Raw genomic sequence first — 18,207 nt, 5'->3', positions numbered from 1 at the left:
CAAGACGCACAACGTTTTCTGGAGGAATTGTGATGAATAGCTGGTTCGGCAACATCAGCGTGAACCTCAAACTGGGGCTGGGTTTCGGTCTCGTCCTGGCCCTGACCTGCATCCTTGCCCTGACCGGCTGGACCAGCCTCGGCGGCCTGATTGACCGCAGCAACTGGATGAGCGACATCACCCAGCTGAACGCCGGCCTGACCAAGCTGCGTGTGGTGCGCCTGCAATACATGCTGACCAACGGCGATGAAACCGCCGCGCAGAACGTGCAGACCACCCTCGACGGATTCGCTGCACAACAGCAAAAACTGATCGGCAGCTTCAAGAGCCCCGAGAACGTCAAACTGCTCAAGGAGCAGGCGGCGACCATCGCCGAATACCAGACGTCCCTGAACAAGATGCGCAATGCCTACCGCACCGGCAACACGGCACGTGACACCATGGCCACCAATGCCGAGACCGCGTACAACCTGATCGAATCGATCAGCACCCGCGTCCAGCAGATGGACATGAGCGAGCAGCGTTTCGAGCAATTCCAGGCCATCACCGCTGCCAAGGAAGCTTTCATCCTGGCGCGCTACGAAGTGCGCGGCTACACCGCCACCACCAACGCCGAGACCGAGCAAAAAGCCGTCGGCCAGCTGGACGTGGCCATCGCCAGCCTCAAGCAACTGAACGTGCATTTCGCCAGTTCGCAGCAAGACACCCTGCGTCAGCTGGAAACCGCGCTGACCAATTACCGCAGTGCCTTGCAGGCGTTCAAGAACGCCAACAGCGAAGCGGTGCAGGCGCGCAAGGAAATGACCGATCAGGGCGCCACCATCGTGACCCTGAGCGAGCAGCTGTATCAGATCCAGCTCGACCGTCGTGACATCGAAAGCGCACAGGCCCGCACCCTGCAACTGATCAGCACTCTGCTGGCGTTGCTGGTGGGCGTCATTGCGGCGTTCATCATCACCCGTCAGATCACCCGTCCGCTGCAGGAAACCATGGCCGTGGTTGACCGTATCGCCAGCGGCGACCTGAGCCACAACGTGATCGTCACCCGCCGCGACGAACTCGGTGTGCTGCAACAAGGCATCGCGCGCATGGGCGTGACCCTGCGCGACCTGATCAGCGGCATCCGCGACGGCGTGACCCAGATCGCCAGCGCCGCCGAAGAACTGTCGGCCGTGACCGAGCAGACCAGCGCCGGCGTGAACAGCCAGAAGGTCGAGACCGATCAGGTGGCCACCGCCATGCACGAGATGACCGCCACCGTGCAGGAAGTCGCGCGCAACGCCGAAGAAGCCTCGCAAGCCGCAGCCGCCGCTGACGGCGAAGCCCGCGAAGGCGACAAAGTGGTGAACGAAGCCATCGCCCAGATCGAGCGTCTGGCCAGCGAAGTGGTGCGTTCCACCGAGGCCATGAGCGTGCTGCAACAGGAAAGCGACAAGATCGGCAGCGTCATGGACGTGATCAAGGCCGTGGCCGAACAGACCAACCTGCTGGCCCTCAACGCCGCCATCGAAGCCGCCCGTGCCGGTGAGGCCGGTCGCGGTTTTGCCGTGGTCGCCGACGAAGTCCGTGGCCTGGCCCAGCGCACCCAGAAATCCACCGAAGAAATCGAAGGCCTGGTGGCCGGCCTGCAGAACGGCACGCAACAGGTTTCCGCCGTGATGAACAACAGCCGCGCCCTGACCGACAGCAGCGTCGCCCTGACCCGCAAGGCCGGCGACTCCCTGGAAAACATCACCCGCACGGTGTCGAACATCCAGTCGATGAACCAGCAGATCGCCGCAGCCGCCGAACAACAAAGCGCCGTGGCCGAAGAAATCAGCCGCAGCATCATCAACGTCCGCGACGTGTCGGAACAGACGGCGGCGGCGAGTGATGAGACGGCCAAGTCCAGCGTGGAACTGGCGCGGCTGGGTGGGCAGTTGCAGCAGATGGTGAGCCATTTCCGCGTGTAAAACCTGCACACGAAAGCCGATGTACAAAGAAGGGCAGCTGAAAAGCTGCCCTTCTTTTTTGTCCTGAAATTGCCATGTTCAGGAATTGGATGACGGGTTCTGAATCGCAATTACACACGCTTGGTCAGGGGTGTTTAAGGACACGCCGTGATACGTCCCGAAGCCCACAAAACCTTGCGCCGTTGCCTACGGCTACGCCAGAATCCGCCGGCTTGTGCGCCTTGGAATGGCTGCGTAATTTGATTGCGTCACTGATTTCCAGTGATCGAACTTAGCGGCTCGGCAAGCGTTTCACGGTTGTACAAGTACGATCCAGTCAGGCACTCGCCTGCACTTGATGGTGGCTGTGCGCATGGCATCTTCGGATGCGCCGGGTTGAGATGCTTACCGGACCGCTAACTTGCGCACAGCTGCCTCCCTTTTGCTTAGCGGTAAAATGGACGCGGCCTCATCCGAGGTAAGCATCAATGTTCAAAGTAACGCCAAACCCACCGCTCACCGAACCCACAATCATCCCGGATCCGGCATCCCCCTACGAATGCCCCGGCTCAAAGAAATTCAACGAAGCCGCCGAACGCGCCCTCGATTTTCACCTCGGCCCAATCACCGCCCATATCATGGCCGCGCCCTACAAACCCAACACCCTCTATCAGGCCCACCCCGAAGCCGACACCGAATCCCTGCTGGTAGACGCCAGCGAATCCCTCGGCTCCGCCACCGTCATGCTCAACAATCATGTGGCGCTGGTCGAGGGCAGCCACCGCAAGACCCTGCAAGGCATCGCCCAGATCGTGATGATCGCCGAAATGGCCGTTAACCGTGCGCTGGACAAAGTGGTGCCGACTGATTGATACGTGATGTGGTGAGTGCGGTGCACTCGCCATTTTTTTGCTGATCCGAAAACCATCCTTCCCTCTCCACAGTGTGGTGAGGGAAGGAAATGCAGTTAAGTCAAATCACTCACCGAGTCCCCCGCTGCCGCAACGCCGACGGCATGAAATACGAATCCTCCGGCACCGGTTGCGAGAAGTCGACGGTGGAGGCTTCTTCGTTATCCAGGTTCTGCACGTAGTACCGGCGGGCCTGCAAGTCGTGGAAGACGTCGAGTGCGCTCCAGGTGGTGGGCAGGTCGTAGAAGTTTTTCAGGTAGGCCATCGACACGCGCCACAACTCCCCTCGCCCGTCGTACTGGTCCACCAGCGCGGCGCCCCAGCTGTCTTCATCCAGAAACAGCACTCGCTTGGAATAGACATGCCGCGCACCTGGCTTGAGCGTGCCTTCCACCACCCAGACCCGGTGCAGTTCGTAGCGGGTGTATTGCGGGTTGAGGTGGCCGGGAGTGAGCAGCTGGGCATATTTCACGTCAGGGCTGCCGACTTTGTAGTTGTTGTAGGGGATGTAGATTTCCTGTTTGCCCTTGAGCTTCCAGTCGAAGCGGTCCGGCGAGCCGTTGAACAGGTCGGTGTCGTCTGCGGTGCGCAGGCCATCGGAGGAGGCGATCGGCGTGTCGTAGGCGAGGTTCGGCGCGCGGCGGACGCGGCGTTGGCCGGCGTCGTAGATCCAGGCCTGGCGCGGGTCCTTGAGTTGATCCAGCGTCTCGTGTACCAGCGCTGCACCACCGGCGAGGCGCGCCGGGCTTTTCACGAAGGCGAGGTAGTAGAACAGGATGTTTTTCAGGTCGGCGAACTGGCCGCCCGAGCGGTAATAGTTGAAGAAACCTTCCTGCTGCGAGGTCACCAGCGCGAAGCTGCCGTTGCGTTGCACCGGTGCTTCGGAAGCTCGGCGAACGACGTAGATGCCGCGATAGCGAGTGATGTGATTCCACAGCACTTCGACCCCGTCCTTCGGCACCGGAAACGGCACGCCGCCATAGGCATCGGCGAACCCGCTGCCGCCCTCCAGCAGTTTGGCCGAGGTCGCATTTTTCAGGGTGTTGTCATACAGCCACTGCGGTGCCGAACCGGATCGGCGCGTGGGATAGACCGGCATCTGGAATGTGTCGGGGTAGCTGTTGAACAGGGCGATCTGTCCCGGTGTGAGATGCGCCTTGTACTGGTCGAGATTGGCCTTGGTGATGGTGAACAGCGGTTTGTCCGCCGCGTACGGATCGGGGTGATGCTGGCCGGGTTTGTAGCCCGCCGGGGCCTGGGTGATGCCGCCGGTCCAGGCCGGGATGGTGCCGGCAGCATTGCCGGCGCGCTCGGCACCCATGGGGGTGAGCGAGGTTTTCAGTTGTTCGGCTTGCTGGGGCGAGATGGCCGCCAGTGCACTGCCGGTGGCCAGGCCGAGGACGAGCGCCAGCGTGGTTTTGGTCAATCGTGAAGTGTGAAACATGTTCGTTCTCCGAAATAGAAAACCTGTGGTACTCACAAGAAATACTTGAGGTTGAACCCGACGTTGTCGCGGTCGCGAATGCCGTTGTTCTGCCCGCCGCCCCAGAACTCGGTGTACTGCAGTTCGGCTTCGAGCTTGTTCTGGAAGTTGGCCTTGACGCCCAGCGTGTAGGCCTTTCGCCCGTCGATGGCGTTGCCGGCCTGGTAGCTGTTGCCCTTGAAGTCGTCCTTGTAGACGACGTAGGGCGAGACGTTGATCCCGGCGTACACGTCGTTCCAGGTGCCGTTGAACATCACCGTGTAGCTGTAGGAATTTCGGTTGACCTGATCGTCGCGATCACCGCCGGACACGTACGAAGTGTTACCGGTGCCGGCGTAGTAACGGGTGCTGCCGTCGTAGGCGGTGTATTGCAGGCTGCTGCCGCGCAGGTGCTCGGAGGCCAGTTCGAAGATGCCGAACATCGAGTCGAACGACAGCGTCGGGCCGAAGTTGTAGATGCTGCCCAGCGAGGTGTTGAACGCTTCCACCCGTTCGGCGTTGTTGATCCGGCTGTCGAGGGTGACCATTTGCCCGCCGACGTTGATGGCCTTGCCGGACACGGCTGCGGCGGCACCGTTGGCCAGGTCACCGATCAGGTCATTGGTGGCCGCGACGCCGATGGGCAGATTCGGCCGATAGGCCACTTCACCGAACACCGAGGCACTGCCCAACGTGGTGTTGAAACTGAAACCGTACATGCGGATGTCTTCGGCATAACGCCGATGGGCCTGGATGTTGCCCATCACATCGGCAGTCGCCAGCCCGTTGGCGAGGGCCCCGGCCTGGCTGCCGGCAACGCTGGAAAGCATGTTGGTCAGGGCATTCATGTCGATGCCCTTGTAGCCGCCAAGGTCGGCGGCGATGGTCGGCTCCTTGGCGTGGTAGTTGACCATATACAACCCGAACTCGGTGCTGTTGAGCTCTTCGGCGATGTAGCGAAAGGCGAAGCCGAACTGGCCATCGTTGCGTGCGTTGTAGTCCTTGCCGATGGACGCCACTTTCAGGGTGTTGCCGTAGGCCGGGGTCACGCCGTTGGCATAGAGGCCGGTGGATTTCAGCGCCGGGCCGAGCAACGGGTTGTTGCCCAGCGCGCTATACAGGCCGATGACATTGCCGAACCCCGGCACCGGCGTATCGAGGGCAGTGCCACTGAAGTTGTTGTAAGCGGTGTTACCGCCGTCGGCGAACAGGTCGGTCTGCGAATAGAACGTGCCGACCGGATCGATGCGAGTTTCTTTCCAGTTGGTCTGGTAGAAACTTTCCATGGTCAGGCTGTCGGTCAGGCCGATGTTGAAGCTGACCGCCTCCACCGGCATCAGCACTTCCTTGACCTCGGCACCGGGCAAGCGGTACTTGGCGGCGTCCACCGGGTTGGTGGTGTTGACCCCGCCGCGATAGAAAATCCCCTCGCCCCAGTTGAACACCTGACGCCCCACCCGTGCCGTGACCGGCATTTGGGCAACATCCCAGCTGCCGTGGACGTAGGCGTCGAGCATCTCGATCCGGCTGCCGGCGATGTCGCGGGTCTGGCTGGTGAAACGGTCGTCCTGGGGATAACTCTGGCTCGGCTGCGACGGGCTGTTGTTGTGGTAGTAGTCGTTGCGCTTGTCCATCAACTGAGTGTCGTAGAACGCGGTGCCGCGCAAGAACATCCCGTAGTTCTGGTAGTTGGCCTCCAGCTCCGAAGTGATCTTGTACACCTCGGAAACCAGCCCGGTTTCGAAGTTGCGATTGCCGTCGTTGGTGTTGACGTCATCATTGTTCTTGTCCCGGCCCTGGACCCGCCACAGGCGGCCGTAGGACAAGGTCGTGTCGAGCGAGCCGGTGACCTGATTGTCCAGCACGCTGAACTCGGCGGCCTGCACCGCATCGACTGCGCAGAGTTGCAGCAGCCCTGCCAAACCGACACCGGGGAGCGCTGCGCCAGACAGGCGCAATCGAGTGTTGATCATCTGTTCCTCCTTCCCTGTTCTTATTGTTGTGTGTTGCCGCGATGCTTAGGGCGCCAGTCCCGCACTGACATAGATCCGGCTGTGGGCGCCGAAATGGCCGAGCAGTCTGAGCAGTTGCCGGTTGAGTTGCGGATGGTCGAAATTCTCTTGCTGCAGCTGATTGCCGGCACTGAAATCGCTGGTGACCGGTGCCGTTTCCAGCCACTGACCGATGGCTTCATCGAAGGCGGCGGAGTCATTGACGGACTCGGCACTCACCACTTCACGCAGGTAGTCCACGGAGTACGGCGGGTAATGTGCGTCCCCGGAGACATCGGCGTAGGCGTCAAGCATCGGATGCGGCTGGCCGGCGCGCAGCACGCGGCGTAGCCAGGTCGACTGGTATTTCTCGACTTCCGTGTGGCGGGTCGCGACCCGTTCAATGGACGCCTGTTTGTCCTGCGCAAAACCGGCCAGGGCCTTGCCTTCCAGCAGCAGAAGGCTCGGCAATTCGACGCCTGGCAGCGGCTTGGCGTGATACGGCTGGGTCAGGTCTTGAACGTGGTGCAGGCCCCAGCCGAGAAAGCGATATCCCCAGTAGGAATGCCCCGTGGCAAACGCCAGTCGCGCCAGCCCCATGTACTGATACGCGCGCCAGTCCGGCCAACTGCGCTCGATAAATCCGGCAGCCGCGTACACCACCGGACTCTCATGGAAGAAGCCCATGTGGAACGGCGCCTGGGAGCTGTACTGGAAGCGCGCATCGCCAAACGGCTGTGGGCCGAAGCCGTATAACGCGGCGACTTCGCCGGGGTTGTCGCTGAACAGATTGATGTCGTGGCCGTAATCCGGCTCATCAGCCGCGCTCGCCAGTACGGCGAGGGGCGCGAATTTTTCGTGATCGGCCACGCGAATGAAACGCTGTCGATTCCACGGCGAAAGCGTCTGCTCGACCATCACCTGATCGGCCTGCAGATGTTCGCGTTCGGGCAGGTCTTTGCCTGGCAACGGCTGAATGACCATCGCCAGATGAATCAGCGGATTGATCCGCAACGCGGTGAGGAAGTCGTGGCGCAGATTGTCGCTCGGCGCCGCTGGCATTTTGAAGTTGTCGGGGCGCGGCGGGTATTGCTTGAAGTGTTCGCGGGCGAAGCGTTCCTGTTCATCGAGCAACGCGACGATGGCCGGGTATTGCTCGGAGAGAAACCGCTCCAGCGGTTCGACCTCGACGAGCGATGCATCGCGCAACGCCGGCAGATCCTGCAACGCCAGGTAGCTGCCCACCGTATGGTTCGACCAGCCCCACGCCGTCGGGGCCATTGCGCAAAGCAGCAGGAGGGAGATCAGCTTCATTGCTTCTGGTTCTTGTTATGTGTGCCGTGGGGATCGAGCCTAACAACCGACCCCGCCCCTGACACTGTCCGATCTCACCAGAAAAGTTCTCCGATAGCGCCACATGCGCTGTTGTTTCAGGCCGGGTAACCGGTGATCTTGCGGATACTCTGGTACAACGGTTTGAGCTGCCGATACATGCGCAGATACACGTCCTTGTACAGTCGTTCATAGACCTGCTGCGCCTCAGGCTGCGGCTGGAACACCGCGCCAACCCGGGTCATCGCCGCTATCGCCGTGGGGAAATCCGCGTGCAACCCAAGCCCCACCGCACAACAGATCGCCGCCCCCAGACCGGACGCTTCATAGACATGCGGGCGCTCCGCCGGCAGGCCGAAAATGTTCGCCGTCAGTTGCATCGCCGCATCACTTTGCGAGCCACCGCCCGCGACCCGCAGACGGGTGACGGAGATCTTCGAGCGCTTCTCGATTTTCTCCATGCCTTGGCGCAAGGCATAGGCCAGGCCTTCAAGAATCGCCCGGTAAATGTGCGCACGGGTGTGCACATCGCCGAAGCCGATCATCGCGCCTTTGGCCTCCACGCCCGGTTCGCGAATGCCCGGTGACCAGTAAGGTTGCAGCATCAAGCCCATCGAGCCCGGTGGCACCGCATTGACCAACGCATCGAACAACTGCTCGGGCTCGACGCCCTGCTCCCTGGCCTGCTGCATTTCCCGCAGGCCGAACTCGTTCTTGAACCAGCTGACCATCCAGTAGCCGCGATAAATCATCACCTCACAGTTGTACTGATCCGGTACCGCCGACGGGTACGGCGGAATCAGCGGGACGATTTCCAGATAGCGCGAGCGGGTACTGGTGATCGTCGCCGTGGTGCCGTAGGACAGGCACACCGTGCCCGAGTCAACGACGCCGGAACCGAGCACTTCACAAGCCTTGTCCGCCCCCGCTGCGATCAGCGGAACCCCCTCGGGAATGCCGGTGTGGCGACTGGCTTCGGCGCTGATGTGGCCGAGGATTTCACCGGGCTTGTGCAAGGTCGGCAGTTGCTCGGGACGCACCGCCAGCGCCTGCCATTTCCAGTCACGGGTTGCGGCCCAGCGCAGGCGTTTGAAGTCGAACGGCAAGTAACCGACGCAACAACCTACCGAGTCGACGAAGCGCCCGCACAGCCGATGCGTGAGAAAGCCTGAGAGCAGCAAAAACTTGTCGGTCGCCGCCCACACTTCGGGTTGATGGCGGGCAATCCAGTTGGCCTCGGCCTGGGCGCGAAAGTAATCCACGGTGGCCTGCGCGCCGGCCAGTTTGAACAGCCAGCCCCACGGTCCCTTGATCCCGCCTTCGACTTCACTCTGGCGCTGGTCGAGCCAGAGAATTGCCGGGCGCAATGGCTTGCCCTGGGCATCGACGTTGATCACCGTGCCACGCTGGGTCGTGAGGGAAACCCCGGCAATCTGCGAACGATCGATGCCGGTTTGCGCCCATACCTGCTGACAGGCCTCGCCCAGTTTCGCCCAGTAATATTCCGGATCCTGTTCGGCCCAGCCCGGCTGCGTCGAGTAATAGACCTGCAATTCAACTTTGCCCTTGCCGAGCAGATTGCCCTGCAAATCGAAGAGCAGCGCGCGCACGCTCTGGGTGCCATTGTCGATGGCCAGCAGGTAACGCTTGTTCGGGTGGTTGTCCATGGAGCTCTCTTCGAGGGGCATCACTGCGCGATTTCCGGCAGACCGTGATGGCGTTGCCATAACGCCTGGTAACGTTGCTGTTCCTGTTGCCAGCGTTCGTCGTCCCAGCCCAGTCGTGGTTGGCAGAGTCGGCGAATGGCCGGGAAACAATCGGCGCCGCCATGGGGCAGCAACAAGCCGAGACGGGTTCGGCGCAGCAGCAGGTCATCCAGATGCAGGACCATTTCTGCTTCGCAGGCGAAGGCCAGTTCCGCCCACAAGGTGTCGGTGGGGCCGACCGCTTCATGGCCCAGTTCGGCGAGCAGTTGCGCCAGCCTCGGCAAATCACGGCCATGTCGCCCGGCCAGACGTCGCCACTGACCGGGGCTGAGGCCGGGGATCGCCATTGGCGGCACGGCGGCAAATACCGGCGCGGCGTCGTCATCAAAAGAACGGCCGAGCATGTCGGCGCACGCCTTGAGCACTTCGATGGCCTGCGGTCGGAACGTCGTGAGTTTGCCGCCGGCCAACGTTACGCAACCCGGCTCCTGCCACAGCACATGTTCACGGGTTTCGTTCGACGGTTTGTCCTGATGCTCACCCGCCGCACTGCCCACCACCGGGCGCACGCCGGACCAGGTTGAAAGCACGTCGGCCGCTGTCACTTCAGCGCCGGGAAACTGCTGTCGGCAGGCGGCCAGCAAATAGTCGAGTTCTTCACCGCTGATGCTCGCGCTCTGGTCCAGATTCTCGCGGTGATCGAGGTCGGTGGTGCCGACCACCGTGGCGTCTTCCCACGGGAAAACAAACACCGGTCGCCGATCCTGCTCGTGCATAAACGTAAAGGCCTGCGCCACCGGCAAGCGCCAGCCCGGCAGCAGCAAATGACTGCCGCGCAACGGGCGCAACTGACGCGGTGCCTCGGGCGGACGCAAGCGTTCGGCCCAGGCCCCGGTGGCCACCGCCAGCACACCACATCGCAATTGCATTGATGCGCCGGCCTCGCAATCCTCGACCTGAACCCCACACACCCGCCCGTTTTCCCGCAACACATGTTCGACGCGCATACCGTTGAGCACTACTGCGCCATCGGCCCGCGCTTCGCTCAACACGCGCATCACCAGCCGTGCGTCATCGGTCAGCGCATCGACAAAACAGGTGCCGCCCAGCAGACCATTTTCTTTCACGCCCGGCGCCAGAAAACGCAGTTGCTGCGCATCATGAAAACGATGATCCCGGCGCCCGGCCAATGCGTCATAGACCGACAACAAACCACCCAACACACGCGGCCCGGGAAAGCCGCCGCGATAGTGCGGCATCATGAAACTCATCGGCTCCACCAGCCCCGGCGCTTCGTCGAGCAGACGCTGGCGTTCGCGCACCGAATCCCGGGTCAGGCGCCACTGGCCCTTGGCGATGTAGCGCAAACCGCCATGGACCATTTTCGAAGATCGGCTGGAGGTGCCCCAGGCGAAATCACGCTGTTCCAGCAACAGGCAACGCCAGCCACGGCGCGCGGCTTCACGCAGGATGCCGGCGCCGCTGATGCCGCCGCCAATAACGATCAAATCCCAGTGCTCACCCGCCAGCGTCGGCAGGATTTGCTGGCGCCATTCGGCGTTCCAGTCCGCGCTCATGGCGGTCACTCCTGCAACAGGGTGCCGGGGTTCAGGCGCCCGGCCGGGTCAAAGTGCCGGCTCAACGCCTGCAAGGTGTCCATCGCCAGCGCGCCCTTTTCGCGCGGCAGGTACGGCGCGTGATCCTTGCCCACGCCGTGCTGGTGGCTGATGGTGCCGTGGTTGTCGACGATGGTCTGGCTGGCCGCGTGCTTGAGTGATTTCCAACGGGCCAGTGTCGCGGGATAGTCCGCCGCCGGGCGAAACACGTAGGTGGTGTAGATGCTCGAGCCTTCGCCGTAGACGTGGGACAGATGGGTGAACACGTGCACTCGCTCACCTTCGGCCGCCAATGCATCCCGCAGGCTGTTTTCGATCAGGTTGAGCAGGTTGTCGACGTTGCTCCAGTCGGTAGCGGTTTCCAGGGTGTCGACCACATAACCGGCGTTCCACAGGTTCTCCCGCAGATACGGAAAACGAAAGCGGTTCTGCGCCCACTTCTTGCCGAGCAGCGTGCCGGTGAACACCCCGCCGAACGCCTTCAGATGCTGACGGGCCTGAGTCAGGGACAGCGCATTCTGCTTGCGATTGCCGGTCACGCCGAAGGTCAGCAGGCATTTGCCTTGCCCGGCCCCGCGCAGGCTCAGGTATTTTTCCAGCCAGGCGATCTGCTGCGGATGACCGGCCAGTGCCAATTGGGTTTCGGTCTCCACCGCATTGGACAGGCGCAGCATCGACAGCGGCACCCGCGCTTGCGCCAGTCGCCGAATGGCTTGCAGCGCCTTGCTCCAGCTGGGCAGAAACACGCCGTAGAAACGCTCATCGGCCGGCAGCGCACTGACCCGCACCTTGACCTCGGAAATGATCCCGAAACGCCCCTCGCAACCCAGCACCACTTCACGCAGATCCGGGCCGGCCGCCGAGGCCGGGAAGGTTGGAATTTGCAGCGGTCCGGCAAAGGTTTCCAGGGTTCCGCCGGCGAACAGTTGCTCGATCCTTCCGTAGCGCAGCGATTGCTGACCACTGGATCGACTGGCCACCCAACCGCCCAGCGTCGACAGCTCCCACGACTGCGGGAAATGCCCAAGCGTGTAGCCACGGGCGCGCAATTGACTTTCCACCTGCGGACCACTGGCGCCGGGGCCGAAAGTCGCCAGCAGACTTTGTTCGTCGAGGTCGATCAGACGATTCATCCGCGCCAGCGACACCGTCACCACGGGCCGCGCAGAGTCCGGCGGGTTGATATGCCCGGCCACCGACGTGCCGCCGCCATAGGGAATCAGGCACAGGTCCTGCGCCTGGGCGAGCGCCAGCAACTGGCGAATGTGTTCGGCGGTTTCCGGGAACGCCACGGCATCGGGATAGTTGCCCAGCGCGCCTTCACGCAACGCCAGCCAGTCCGGCAGGCTCTGACCCCGGGCATGCAGCAAACGATCATGGGCGTCGATGCTGTACAAGGCGTGTTCCGCCAGCCGCGAGACCGGCACGCGGGCCAATGCTGCTTCAAGCGTGGCGTCGGGCAGCGCTCTACCTTCCCCTAGCCGCTCATGGAGAAAACTTGCGCCCTGGGCCGGCAGTTCGACCACCGTGGTTGCATCTCCCCAGCCGTTCCAGCGTCGCATGCGTGTGTCCTTCTGTGCAGTCTGATCAGTGAGATTTCAGGCCCTCATACTAGTCAGCCGGCGGAAAGTGTCACGGTCGCATCCGGCCAGTTCGAGTAGCCAATTGAGTCAAACGTCGCGCAAGCGTCAGCCATTTACTTTAGTCGTGGATTCAAATTACCTTTCAGGGCGCTCATCCGCCCGTGGCGGCCTCGATCAAGGGAATTAGGTCATGCAATCGCTCGGCTTCACCTCCGTTCCGCCACTGCTCAAATACCTGCGCCACGCCGAGCATCTGGGCTTGGCCATCGAGCCTGCGTTGGCGGCGGCCGGGTTGCAGGCGCAGCAGTTGAGCGACAACAGCCTGCGCCTGCCGGGTGAAACCCATGAACGGTTGCTCGACTACTTTTGCGAACACTCGGGCGATCCGTTGTTCGGCCTCAACGCGGCGAATTTCGTGCTGCCCAATTCCTGGAGCGTGCTGGGTTACATCACCATGAACTGCGCGACACTGGGCGACGCCATGAGCCGCATCATGCCGTTCGAAAAACTGGTGGGCGACATGGGCGTCAGCCGTGCCGAGGTGCAGGACAGCCACGTGCACCTGATCTGGAGCTGTCGTTTTGAGCGCCCGCGGATTCGCCGGCATCTGGTGGAGAACGTGCTCGGCTCCTGGCTGCAATATGCACGCTGGATCGCCGACACCCAGTTGTCGCCGGCCGCTGTGTGGCTGGAGCACTCACGTCCGGCGGACACGACCCTGGAACAGTACGAACAGTTTTTCGAATGCCCGGTGCTGTTCGATCAGCCCTATTCCGCGCTGATCGTGCCGTTGCCGTATTTGCAGTTGCCGCTGCGCCAGGCCGATGCGCATTTGCTGCGCACCCTGGAAGAACACGCGCAGAGTTTGATGGCGACGCTGGAGGATGCATCGCTGGAACAACGGGTCAAAAGCATCCTGCGCCAGTTGCTCAAGGAAGGTCTGCCGCGCAAGGAACAGGTGGCCGAACATCTCGCCGTCTCCGTGCGCACGCTGCAACGCCAGTTGCATCAGGCCGGCACGTCGTATCAGCAGATCCTCGATGAACTGCGCCAGGAACTGGCCGAGCACTACCTGCTCAACAGCACCTTGCCGATTCAGGACATTGCGCAGTATCTGGGTTTCACCGAACCGCGCTCGTTTCACCGCACCTTCAAGAGCCGGCGCGGGATGCCGCCCGGTGAGTTTCGGCAGACTCACCGGGTAGCGAACGACAGCTAGAGGCTGATCGCGTTGGTGAACACCAGACGATTGCCGAACGGATCGGCGATGGTCATGTCCTGGCTGCCCCACGGCATGGCCTGAATCCCCGGGTGGGAGAACTTGTAGTTCTTCGCCAGCAGTTGCTGCTGGAATGCCTCAAGTTCATCGGTCTCGATCCGCAGGGCCGAACCCGGTGTCGCATCGCCATGATGCTCAGACAGGTGCAGCACGCATTCGCCCCGGGAGACTTGCAGATACAACGGAAAACCGGGTTCGAAACGATGCTGCCAATCGATCTTGAAGCCGAGGAAGTCGACATAGAACTCCAAGGCCTTGGCTTCATCGAAAATCCGCAGGATCGGGGTGGTTTTGCCGAAGCTCATGGGGTGCTCCCTGACTGATTGGCCCCGCAGTGTAGCCGGGGTAGATGTCAGCAATTCGGCTTGGTGATGGCTTTCTTTAATCGCAATGTGCCATCACTGTGACGCAATCCGCGAAACTCAGTGAAAGTTGTCACGCAGATCACCTTCACGCGCCAGAAACCGCCCTGCCCTTTGCCCGTTGGCCTGCCCCTCGCGATAACTCAGCACGCCGTTGATCCACACGCCGTCGATGCCTTGCGCGGCACGTTGCGGGTCGCTGAAGTCTGCCACGTCATGCACGGTTGCCGGGTCGAACAACACCAGATCCGCCCAGTGTCCTTCGCGAATCTCGCCCCGCTCTTTCAAGCCGAAACGCGCTGCCGACAGACCGGTCATCTTGTGCACGGCGGTGTGCAGCGGAAACAGGCCGACGTCGCGACTGAAATGGCCGAGCACCCGTGGGAAAGCGCCCCACAGGCGCGGATGGGGGAACGGATCTTCCGGCAAGCCGTCGGAACCGACCATCGTCAGCGGATGGGCGAGGATCCGGCGCACGTCGTTCTCGTCCATGCCGTAATACACCGCGCCCGCCGGCTGCAGGCGTCTGGCGGCATCGAGCAGTGGCATCGTCCATTCGGCCGCGATGGCGGCCAGGTCGCGGCCGCTGACTTCCGGGTGAGGCGTCGACCAGGTGATGGTGATGCGGTGGGCGTCGGTGACCTGCTTCAAATCCAGCGTCGAAGAACTCGCCGCGTAGGGGTAGCAATCACAGCCGACCGGGTGGGTTTTCGCCGCTTCTTCCAGCGACGCGAGCAACTGCGGGCTGCGCCCCCAGTTACCCACACCGGCACATTTGAGGTGGGAAACGATCACCGGCGAACGGGCGTGGCGGCCAATGCGAAAGGCTTCGTCCATGGCCTCCAGCACCGGCTCGAATTCACTGCGCAGATGGGTGGTGTACACGGCGCCGAACGCGTTCAATTCTTCAGTCAGTTGCATGACTTCATCGGTGGACGCCGAAAACGCACTGGCGTAGGCCAGACCTGTGGATAAACCAAGGGCGCCCGCCTCCAGGCTTTCACGCAACTGCTCGCGCATCGCGGCGATTTCATCGTCGGTCGCCGTGCGAAACAGATCATCGAGGTGATTGCTGCGCAGCGCCGTGTGCCCCACCAATGCCGCGACATTCAACGTGGTGCTGGCCGCTTCGACCGCCGCGCGGTAATCGCTGAAACGCGGATAGACGAATGCGGCGGCCGTGCCGAGCAGGTTCATCGGATCCGGTGGATCGCCCTTGAGACTGACCGGGGCGGCGCTGATGCCGCAGTTGCCGACAATCACCGTGGTCACGCCCTGGCTGAGCTTGGGCAGCATCTGCGGCTGGCGGATCACCACGGTGTCGTCATGGGTGTGCACGTCGATGAAACCCGGCGCCAGCACACGACCGGCGGCGGCGATCTCTTCGGTGGCGCGGGCATCGCCCAGATCGCCGATGCGCGCGATGCGGCCGTCGAGGATTGCCACATCGGCGGTGTAGCCCGGGGTGTTGCTGCCGTCGATGACCAGGGCGTTGCGAATCAGTGTGTCGTACAGCATGTCAGTCTCCGGCGGCAGCGCGGCGTCAGTGTCTGCCTTTGATCAAATGGTGATCGAATCCTTGTTCGATCAGGTAGCGCCAGGCTACCTCGACTTCCTCGGGAATCACTTGCTCGGTTTGAAAGCCCATCGAAGGGTAAACCATGATCCGGTGGATATCCCCGACCATTTCGTCGATCAGCCCCAGGACCCCGATCAGGTTGCTGACCTCCCCCGGAAAACTGAACGACGGCGCATCCACCCACGCCTCAAGCTCTGGCCATTGAACGGGCAAGGTCAGCGCCACGCGCCGGATCGAATTCGGCTTGGTCAGGAAGGTCGCCCGGCGCACGTCCGGGAACAACGCCCTGGCAAACGCGATGTTCTCGGCGAAGTTGGTGGCGCGGGATTCGAGGGTGAACTGATCCGGCGAAACACCTTGAATCATGGCCCGTTGCGCAAAAATATCGGCTTCGGTGCGTGCCCACAAATGCTTCGTCCAGTTGCCGGTGTTGCCGGTGAACAACAGATGCGGGGCGACGCCTTTTTTCAGCAACTGACAGGCGTAATCGCAGACCCGCAAGTCGTAGGAACCGCACACCACGATCAGCTCACACTCACGGTGCTGGCGCCCTGCTCCCAGGAAATTCCACAGGACGGTCGCGTGTCGCAAGGTCGGTGTCATGAGTGTGCGAACCTCTTGGTAACGTTCCCACTGATAAACAGCCCGCCGTCGACATAAAGGTGTGTATCCACACCGCCCTGCGAGACCGGGAGCGCCGTGAAATCCGCGTACGTCCGCAGTGCCCCGTGGGCCGTCAGCGTAGGATCGTCGCCGATACCGATGCACAGCGCGCCGCTGCTGACCGCCGACTGCACACCGCTGACCGAGTCTTCGAAGACCAGGCATTCATCGCTCTGACGCTCCAGGTGGGCGGCGGCCAGACGATAAGGATCGGGAGCCGGTTTGCCACTGCGCACATCGTCGCGGCAGATGATGCAGTCGAAAACCGACGTCAGGTCGTGTTGTTGCAGGACGTGGTCGACTCGCGCTCGCCAGCTGCTGGTCACCAGCGCCAGCGGCACGCGTCCATTCAATTCGGCGATGAACGCAGCGACCCCCGGCACCAGCGCGCAGATCGAAACCTCTTCGATGGCATCGACTTCCTGCTTGATCACCACACGCTGCTCTTCGTCGAACTGACCAAACAGGGCCCGCAGGGTGTAACCGCCCGGGCGGCCGTGAATGTGATCGTCGATGAAGGCCTGATCGACCGTCACACCGTACTTGCGCGCTACCGTGGTCCAGGCCAGTTCGATGACCTGGCGCGACTGGATCAGCACGCCATCCATATCAAAGCAGACGGCTGTAAACGTTCGTTGTGTCATCGGTTGCACTTCGCATTTTCTGGTGAGCAATGAATGCCAGCACGGTCCCCATCAGGGCAAACAGCGCCATGACATACCAGGACCATTGTGGCTGCGTCTCGTACAGATACCCGGCAAAGGGTGTGGCCAACCCCATGGGCAAGGCAACTGCCAGCGAGTAATAGACCCCCTGGGTAAAGACCTGGATATCCGGTGGTGCATGGTCGCGAATACAGCGCATGATCGCCGAGTGATACGCCGCGAAACTCAAGGCGTGCAGGCATTGCCCCAACAGGATCACCGGCACCGCATCGCTGTCGGAAAACAGCGCCCAGCGCGCCGCCGCACAGACGCTGGAAAACATCACGATAGACAACGGCGAACAGCACGACAGGACTTTGTTGGAGAACGCGAAATAGGTGATTTCCGCGATCACCGCCACTGACCAGAACACCCCGATGGCGGTTGAAGAATAGCCCTTCACGCCCCAGCCGATCGACGCCGTGGAAAAGTACAGGGTGTGACTCAGTTGAATGAAACTGGCGGCGGCAATCGCGATCAGCAGGCCCTTTTGGGCGAACAGCGCCTTCCAGTCGGGCCGCTTCGTCGCACGCTCGGGGGGTTGCAGATGCGCCAGCGTGACCTGACGCTTCAGCCACAGGCACGCCAGCGCGGTGAGCAACATGCACGCGGCAATCACCACCGGCACCCACGACTGGTTGTACTGCGCAAACAACAGGCCGCCGAGGGTCGATGTCAGGATAAAGGCCGAGGAGCCCACCGCGCGGACCCAGCCATAGTTCTGCAGGGCTTGCTTGTCACGCTTGAGCAGATAGGACTCGGACAGCGGCAACACCACCATCCACAGCCCGCCGAACAGAATGCTCAGGCACACGAATCCCCACAGGTGCACCGGCATGAAATAGAACAGCAACGTACACAACGCTGCCGAGAAACCGAGAAAAGCCGCGAGCCGCAGTTGGTCCACGCGCCAGTCGGCCACGTAGGTGATCAACACTCCGGTCACCACCTGGGGCCAATAGACCGCCGCGATCAGCAGGCCAATCTGGCTGGCGCTGAAACCCAGCGAATTCAGCCAGGTCGGCCAGAACGGATAGATGATCCCTTCCGCGGCAAAGAACCCGAAAAAGATCAGATACATGAATCAA

The 18,207-nt window shown here is 62.0% G+C and carries 14 protein-coding genes and 1 pseudogene; 4 read left to right on the top strand and 11 right to left on the bottom strand.

What is annotated here, in order from left to right; all coding sequences use genetic code 11:
- Positions 1-32 precede the first annotated feature (32 nt).
- From CAF87_RS29685 to CAF87_RS07065, 3 genes and pseudogenes are all read left to right on the top strand, one after another.
- Positions 33-1,094, top strand: a pseudogene (locus CAF87_RS29685) (methyl-accepting chemotaxis protein); the annotation flags it as partial.
- Positions 1,089-1,952, top strand: coding sequence for a methyl-accepting chemotaxis protein (locus CAF87_RS29680; RefSeq protein WP_371321019.1), 864 nt, complete (start codon positions 1,089-1,091; stop codon positions 1,950-1,952). The pseudogene CAF87_RS29685 and the gene CAF87_RS29680, both read left to right, overlap by 6 nt.
- A gap of 467 nt (positions 1,953-2,419) precedes the next feature.
- Positions 2,420-2,803 (top strand): DUF6124 family protein, encoded by a 384-nt coding sequence (locus CAF87_RS07065; protein ID WP_085734049.1) that lies wholly within the window; start codon positions 2,420-2,422, stop codon positions 2,801-2,803.
- Between the two features lie 109 nt (positions 2,804-2,912).
- Here the strand turns inward: CAF87_RS07065 and CAF87_RS07060 are convergent, their stop codons facing one another.
- From CAF87_RS07060 to CAF87_RS07035, 6 genes are all read right to left on the bottom strand, one after another.
- Positions 2,913-4,286 (bottom strand): DUF1329 domain-containing protein, encoded by a 1,374-nt coding sequence (locus CAF87_RS07060; protein WP_085734050.1) that lies wholly within the window; start codon positions 4,284-4,286, stop codon positions 2,913-2,915.
- Between the two features lie 32 nt (positions 4,287-4,318).
- Complete coding sequence (locus CAF87_RS07055; RefSeq protein WP_085734051.1) at positions 4,319-6,277, bottom strand: DUF1302 domain-containing protein; 1,959 nt, start codon at positions 6,275-6,277, stop codon at positions 4,319-4,321.
- A 45-nt stretch (positions 6,278-6,322) separates the two neighbouring features.
- Positions 6,323-7,609 carry a phospholipase gene (locus CAF87_RS07050; protein WP_085734052.1) on the bottom strand — a complete coding sequence of 429 codons (1,287 nt, stop codon included), beginning with the start codon at positions 7,607-7,609 and terminating at the stop codon, positions 6,323-6,325.
- 116 nt (positions 7,610-7,725) lie between these two features.
- On the bottom strand, positions 7,726-9,294 hold the full coding sequence (locus tag CAF87_RS07045; RefSeq protein ID WP_085734053.1) for an FGGY-family carbohydrate kinase: 1,569 nt from the start codon (positions 9,292-9,294) through the stop codon (positions 7,726-7,728).
- A gap of 20 nt (positions 9,295-9,314) precedes the next feature.
- Positions 9,315-10,910, bottom strand: coding sequence for a glycerol-3-phosphate dehydrogenase/oxidase (locus CAF87_RS07040; RefSeq protein ID WP_085734054.1), 1,596 nt, complete (start codon positions 10,908-10,910; stop codon positions 9,315-9,317).
- A gap of 5 nt (positions 10,911-10,915) precedes the next feature.
- Positions 10,916-12,511 (bottom strand): FAD-binding oxidoreductase, encoded by a 1,596-nt coding sequence (locus CAF87_RS07035; protein ID WP_085734055.1) that lies wholly within the window; start codon positions 12,509-12,511, stop codon positions 10,916-10,918.
- 211 nt (positions 12,512-12,722) lie between these two features.
- On the opposite strand from CAF87_RS07035, the gene CAF87_RS07030 reads away from it, so the two are divergent.
- Positions 12,723-13,751, top strand: a complete 1,029-nt coding sequence (locus CAF87_RS07030) for an AraC family transcriptional regulator (RefSeq protein ID WP_085734056.1) — start codon at positions 12,723-12,725, stop codon at positions 13,749-13,751.
- Here the strand turns inward: CAF87_RS07030 and CAF87_RS07025 are convergent.
- The 5 genes from CAF87_RS07025 to CAF87_RS07005 form a co-directional block, all read right to left on the bottom strand.
- Positions 13,748-14,116: a glyoxalase superfamily protein gene (locus tag CAF87_RS07025; protein WP_085734057.1), complete on the bottom strand. Its 369-nt coding sequence runs from the start codon at positions 14,114-14,116 to the stop codon at positions 13,748-13,750. The genes CAF87_RS07030 and CAF87_RS07025 overlap by 4 nt on opposite strands.
- A gap of 117 nt (positions 14,117-14,233) precedes the next feature.
- Positions 14,234-15,691 (bottom strand): amidohydrolase family protein, encoded by a 1,458-nt coding sequence (locus CAF87_RS07020; protein WP_085734058.1) that lies wholly within the window; start codon positions 15,689-15,691, stop codon positions 14,234-14,236.
- 25 nt (positions 15,692-15,716) lie between these two features.
- Complete coding sequence (locus CAF87_RS07015) at positions 15,717-16,355, bottom strand: YdcF family protein (RefSeq protein WP_085734059.1); 639 nt, start codon at positions 16,353-16,355, stop codon at positions 15,717-15,719.
- Positions 16,352-17,059 carry an HAD family phosphatase gene (locus CAF87_RS07010; protein ID WP_085734060.1) on the bottom strand — a complete coding sequence of 236 codons (708 nt, stop codon included), beginning with the start codon at positions 17,057-17,059 and terminating at the stop codon, positions 16,352-16,354. Before CAF87_RS07010 ends, CAF87_RS07015 begins: the two co-directional genes overlap by 4 nt.
- The gene (locus CAF87_RS07005; RefSeq protein ID WP_085734061.1) at positions 17,025-18,200 is read right to left on the bottom strand and encodes an MFS transporter; all 1,176 of its coding nucleotides are present in this window, start codon (positions 18,198-18,200) and stop codon (positions 17,025-17,027) included. The genes CAF87_RS07010 and CAF87_RS07005 overlap by 35 nt, the downstream gene beginning before the upstream one ends.
- Between the last annotated feature and the right edge of the window lie 7 nt (positions 18,201-18,207).

The sequence above is a fragment of the Pseudomonas sp. R38(2017) genome, from assembly GCF_002112395.1.
Taxonomy (GTDB): domain Bacteria; phylum Pseudomonadota; class Gammaproteobacteria; order Pseudomonadales; family Pseudomonadaceae; genus Aquipseudomonas.
This window is presented reverse-complemented; position numbering and strand designations above follow the sequence as displayed.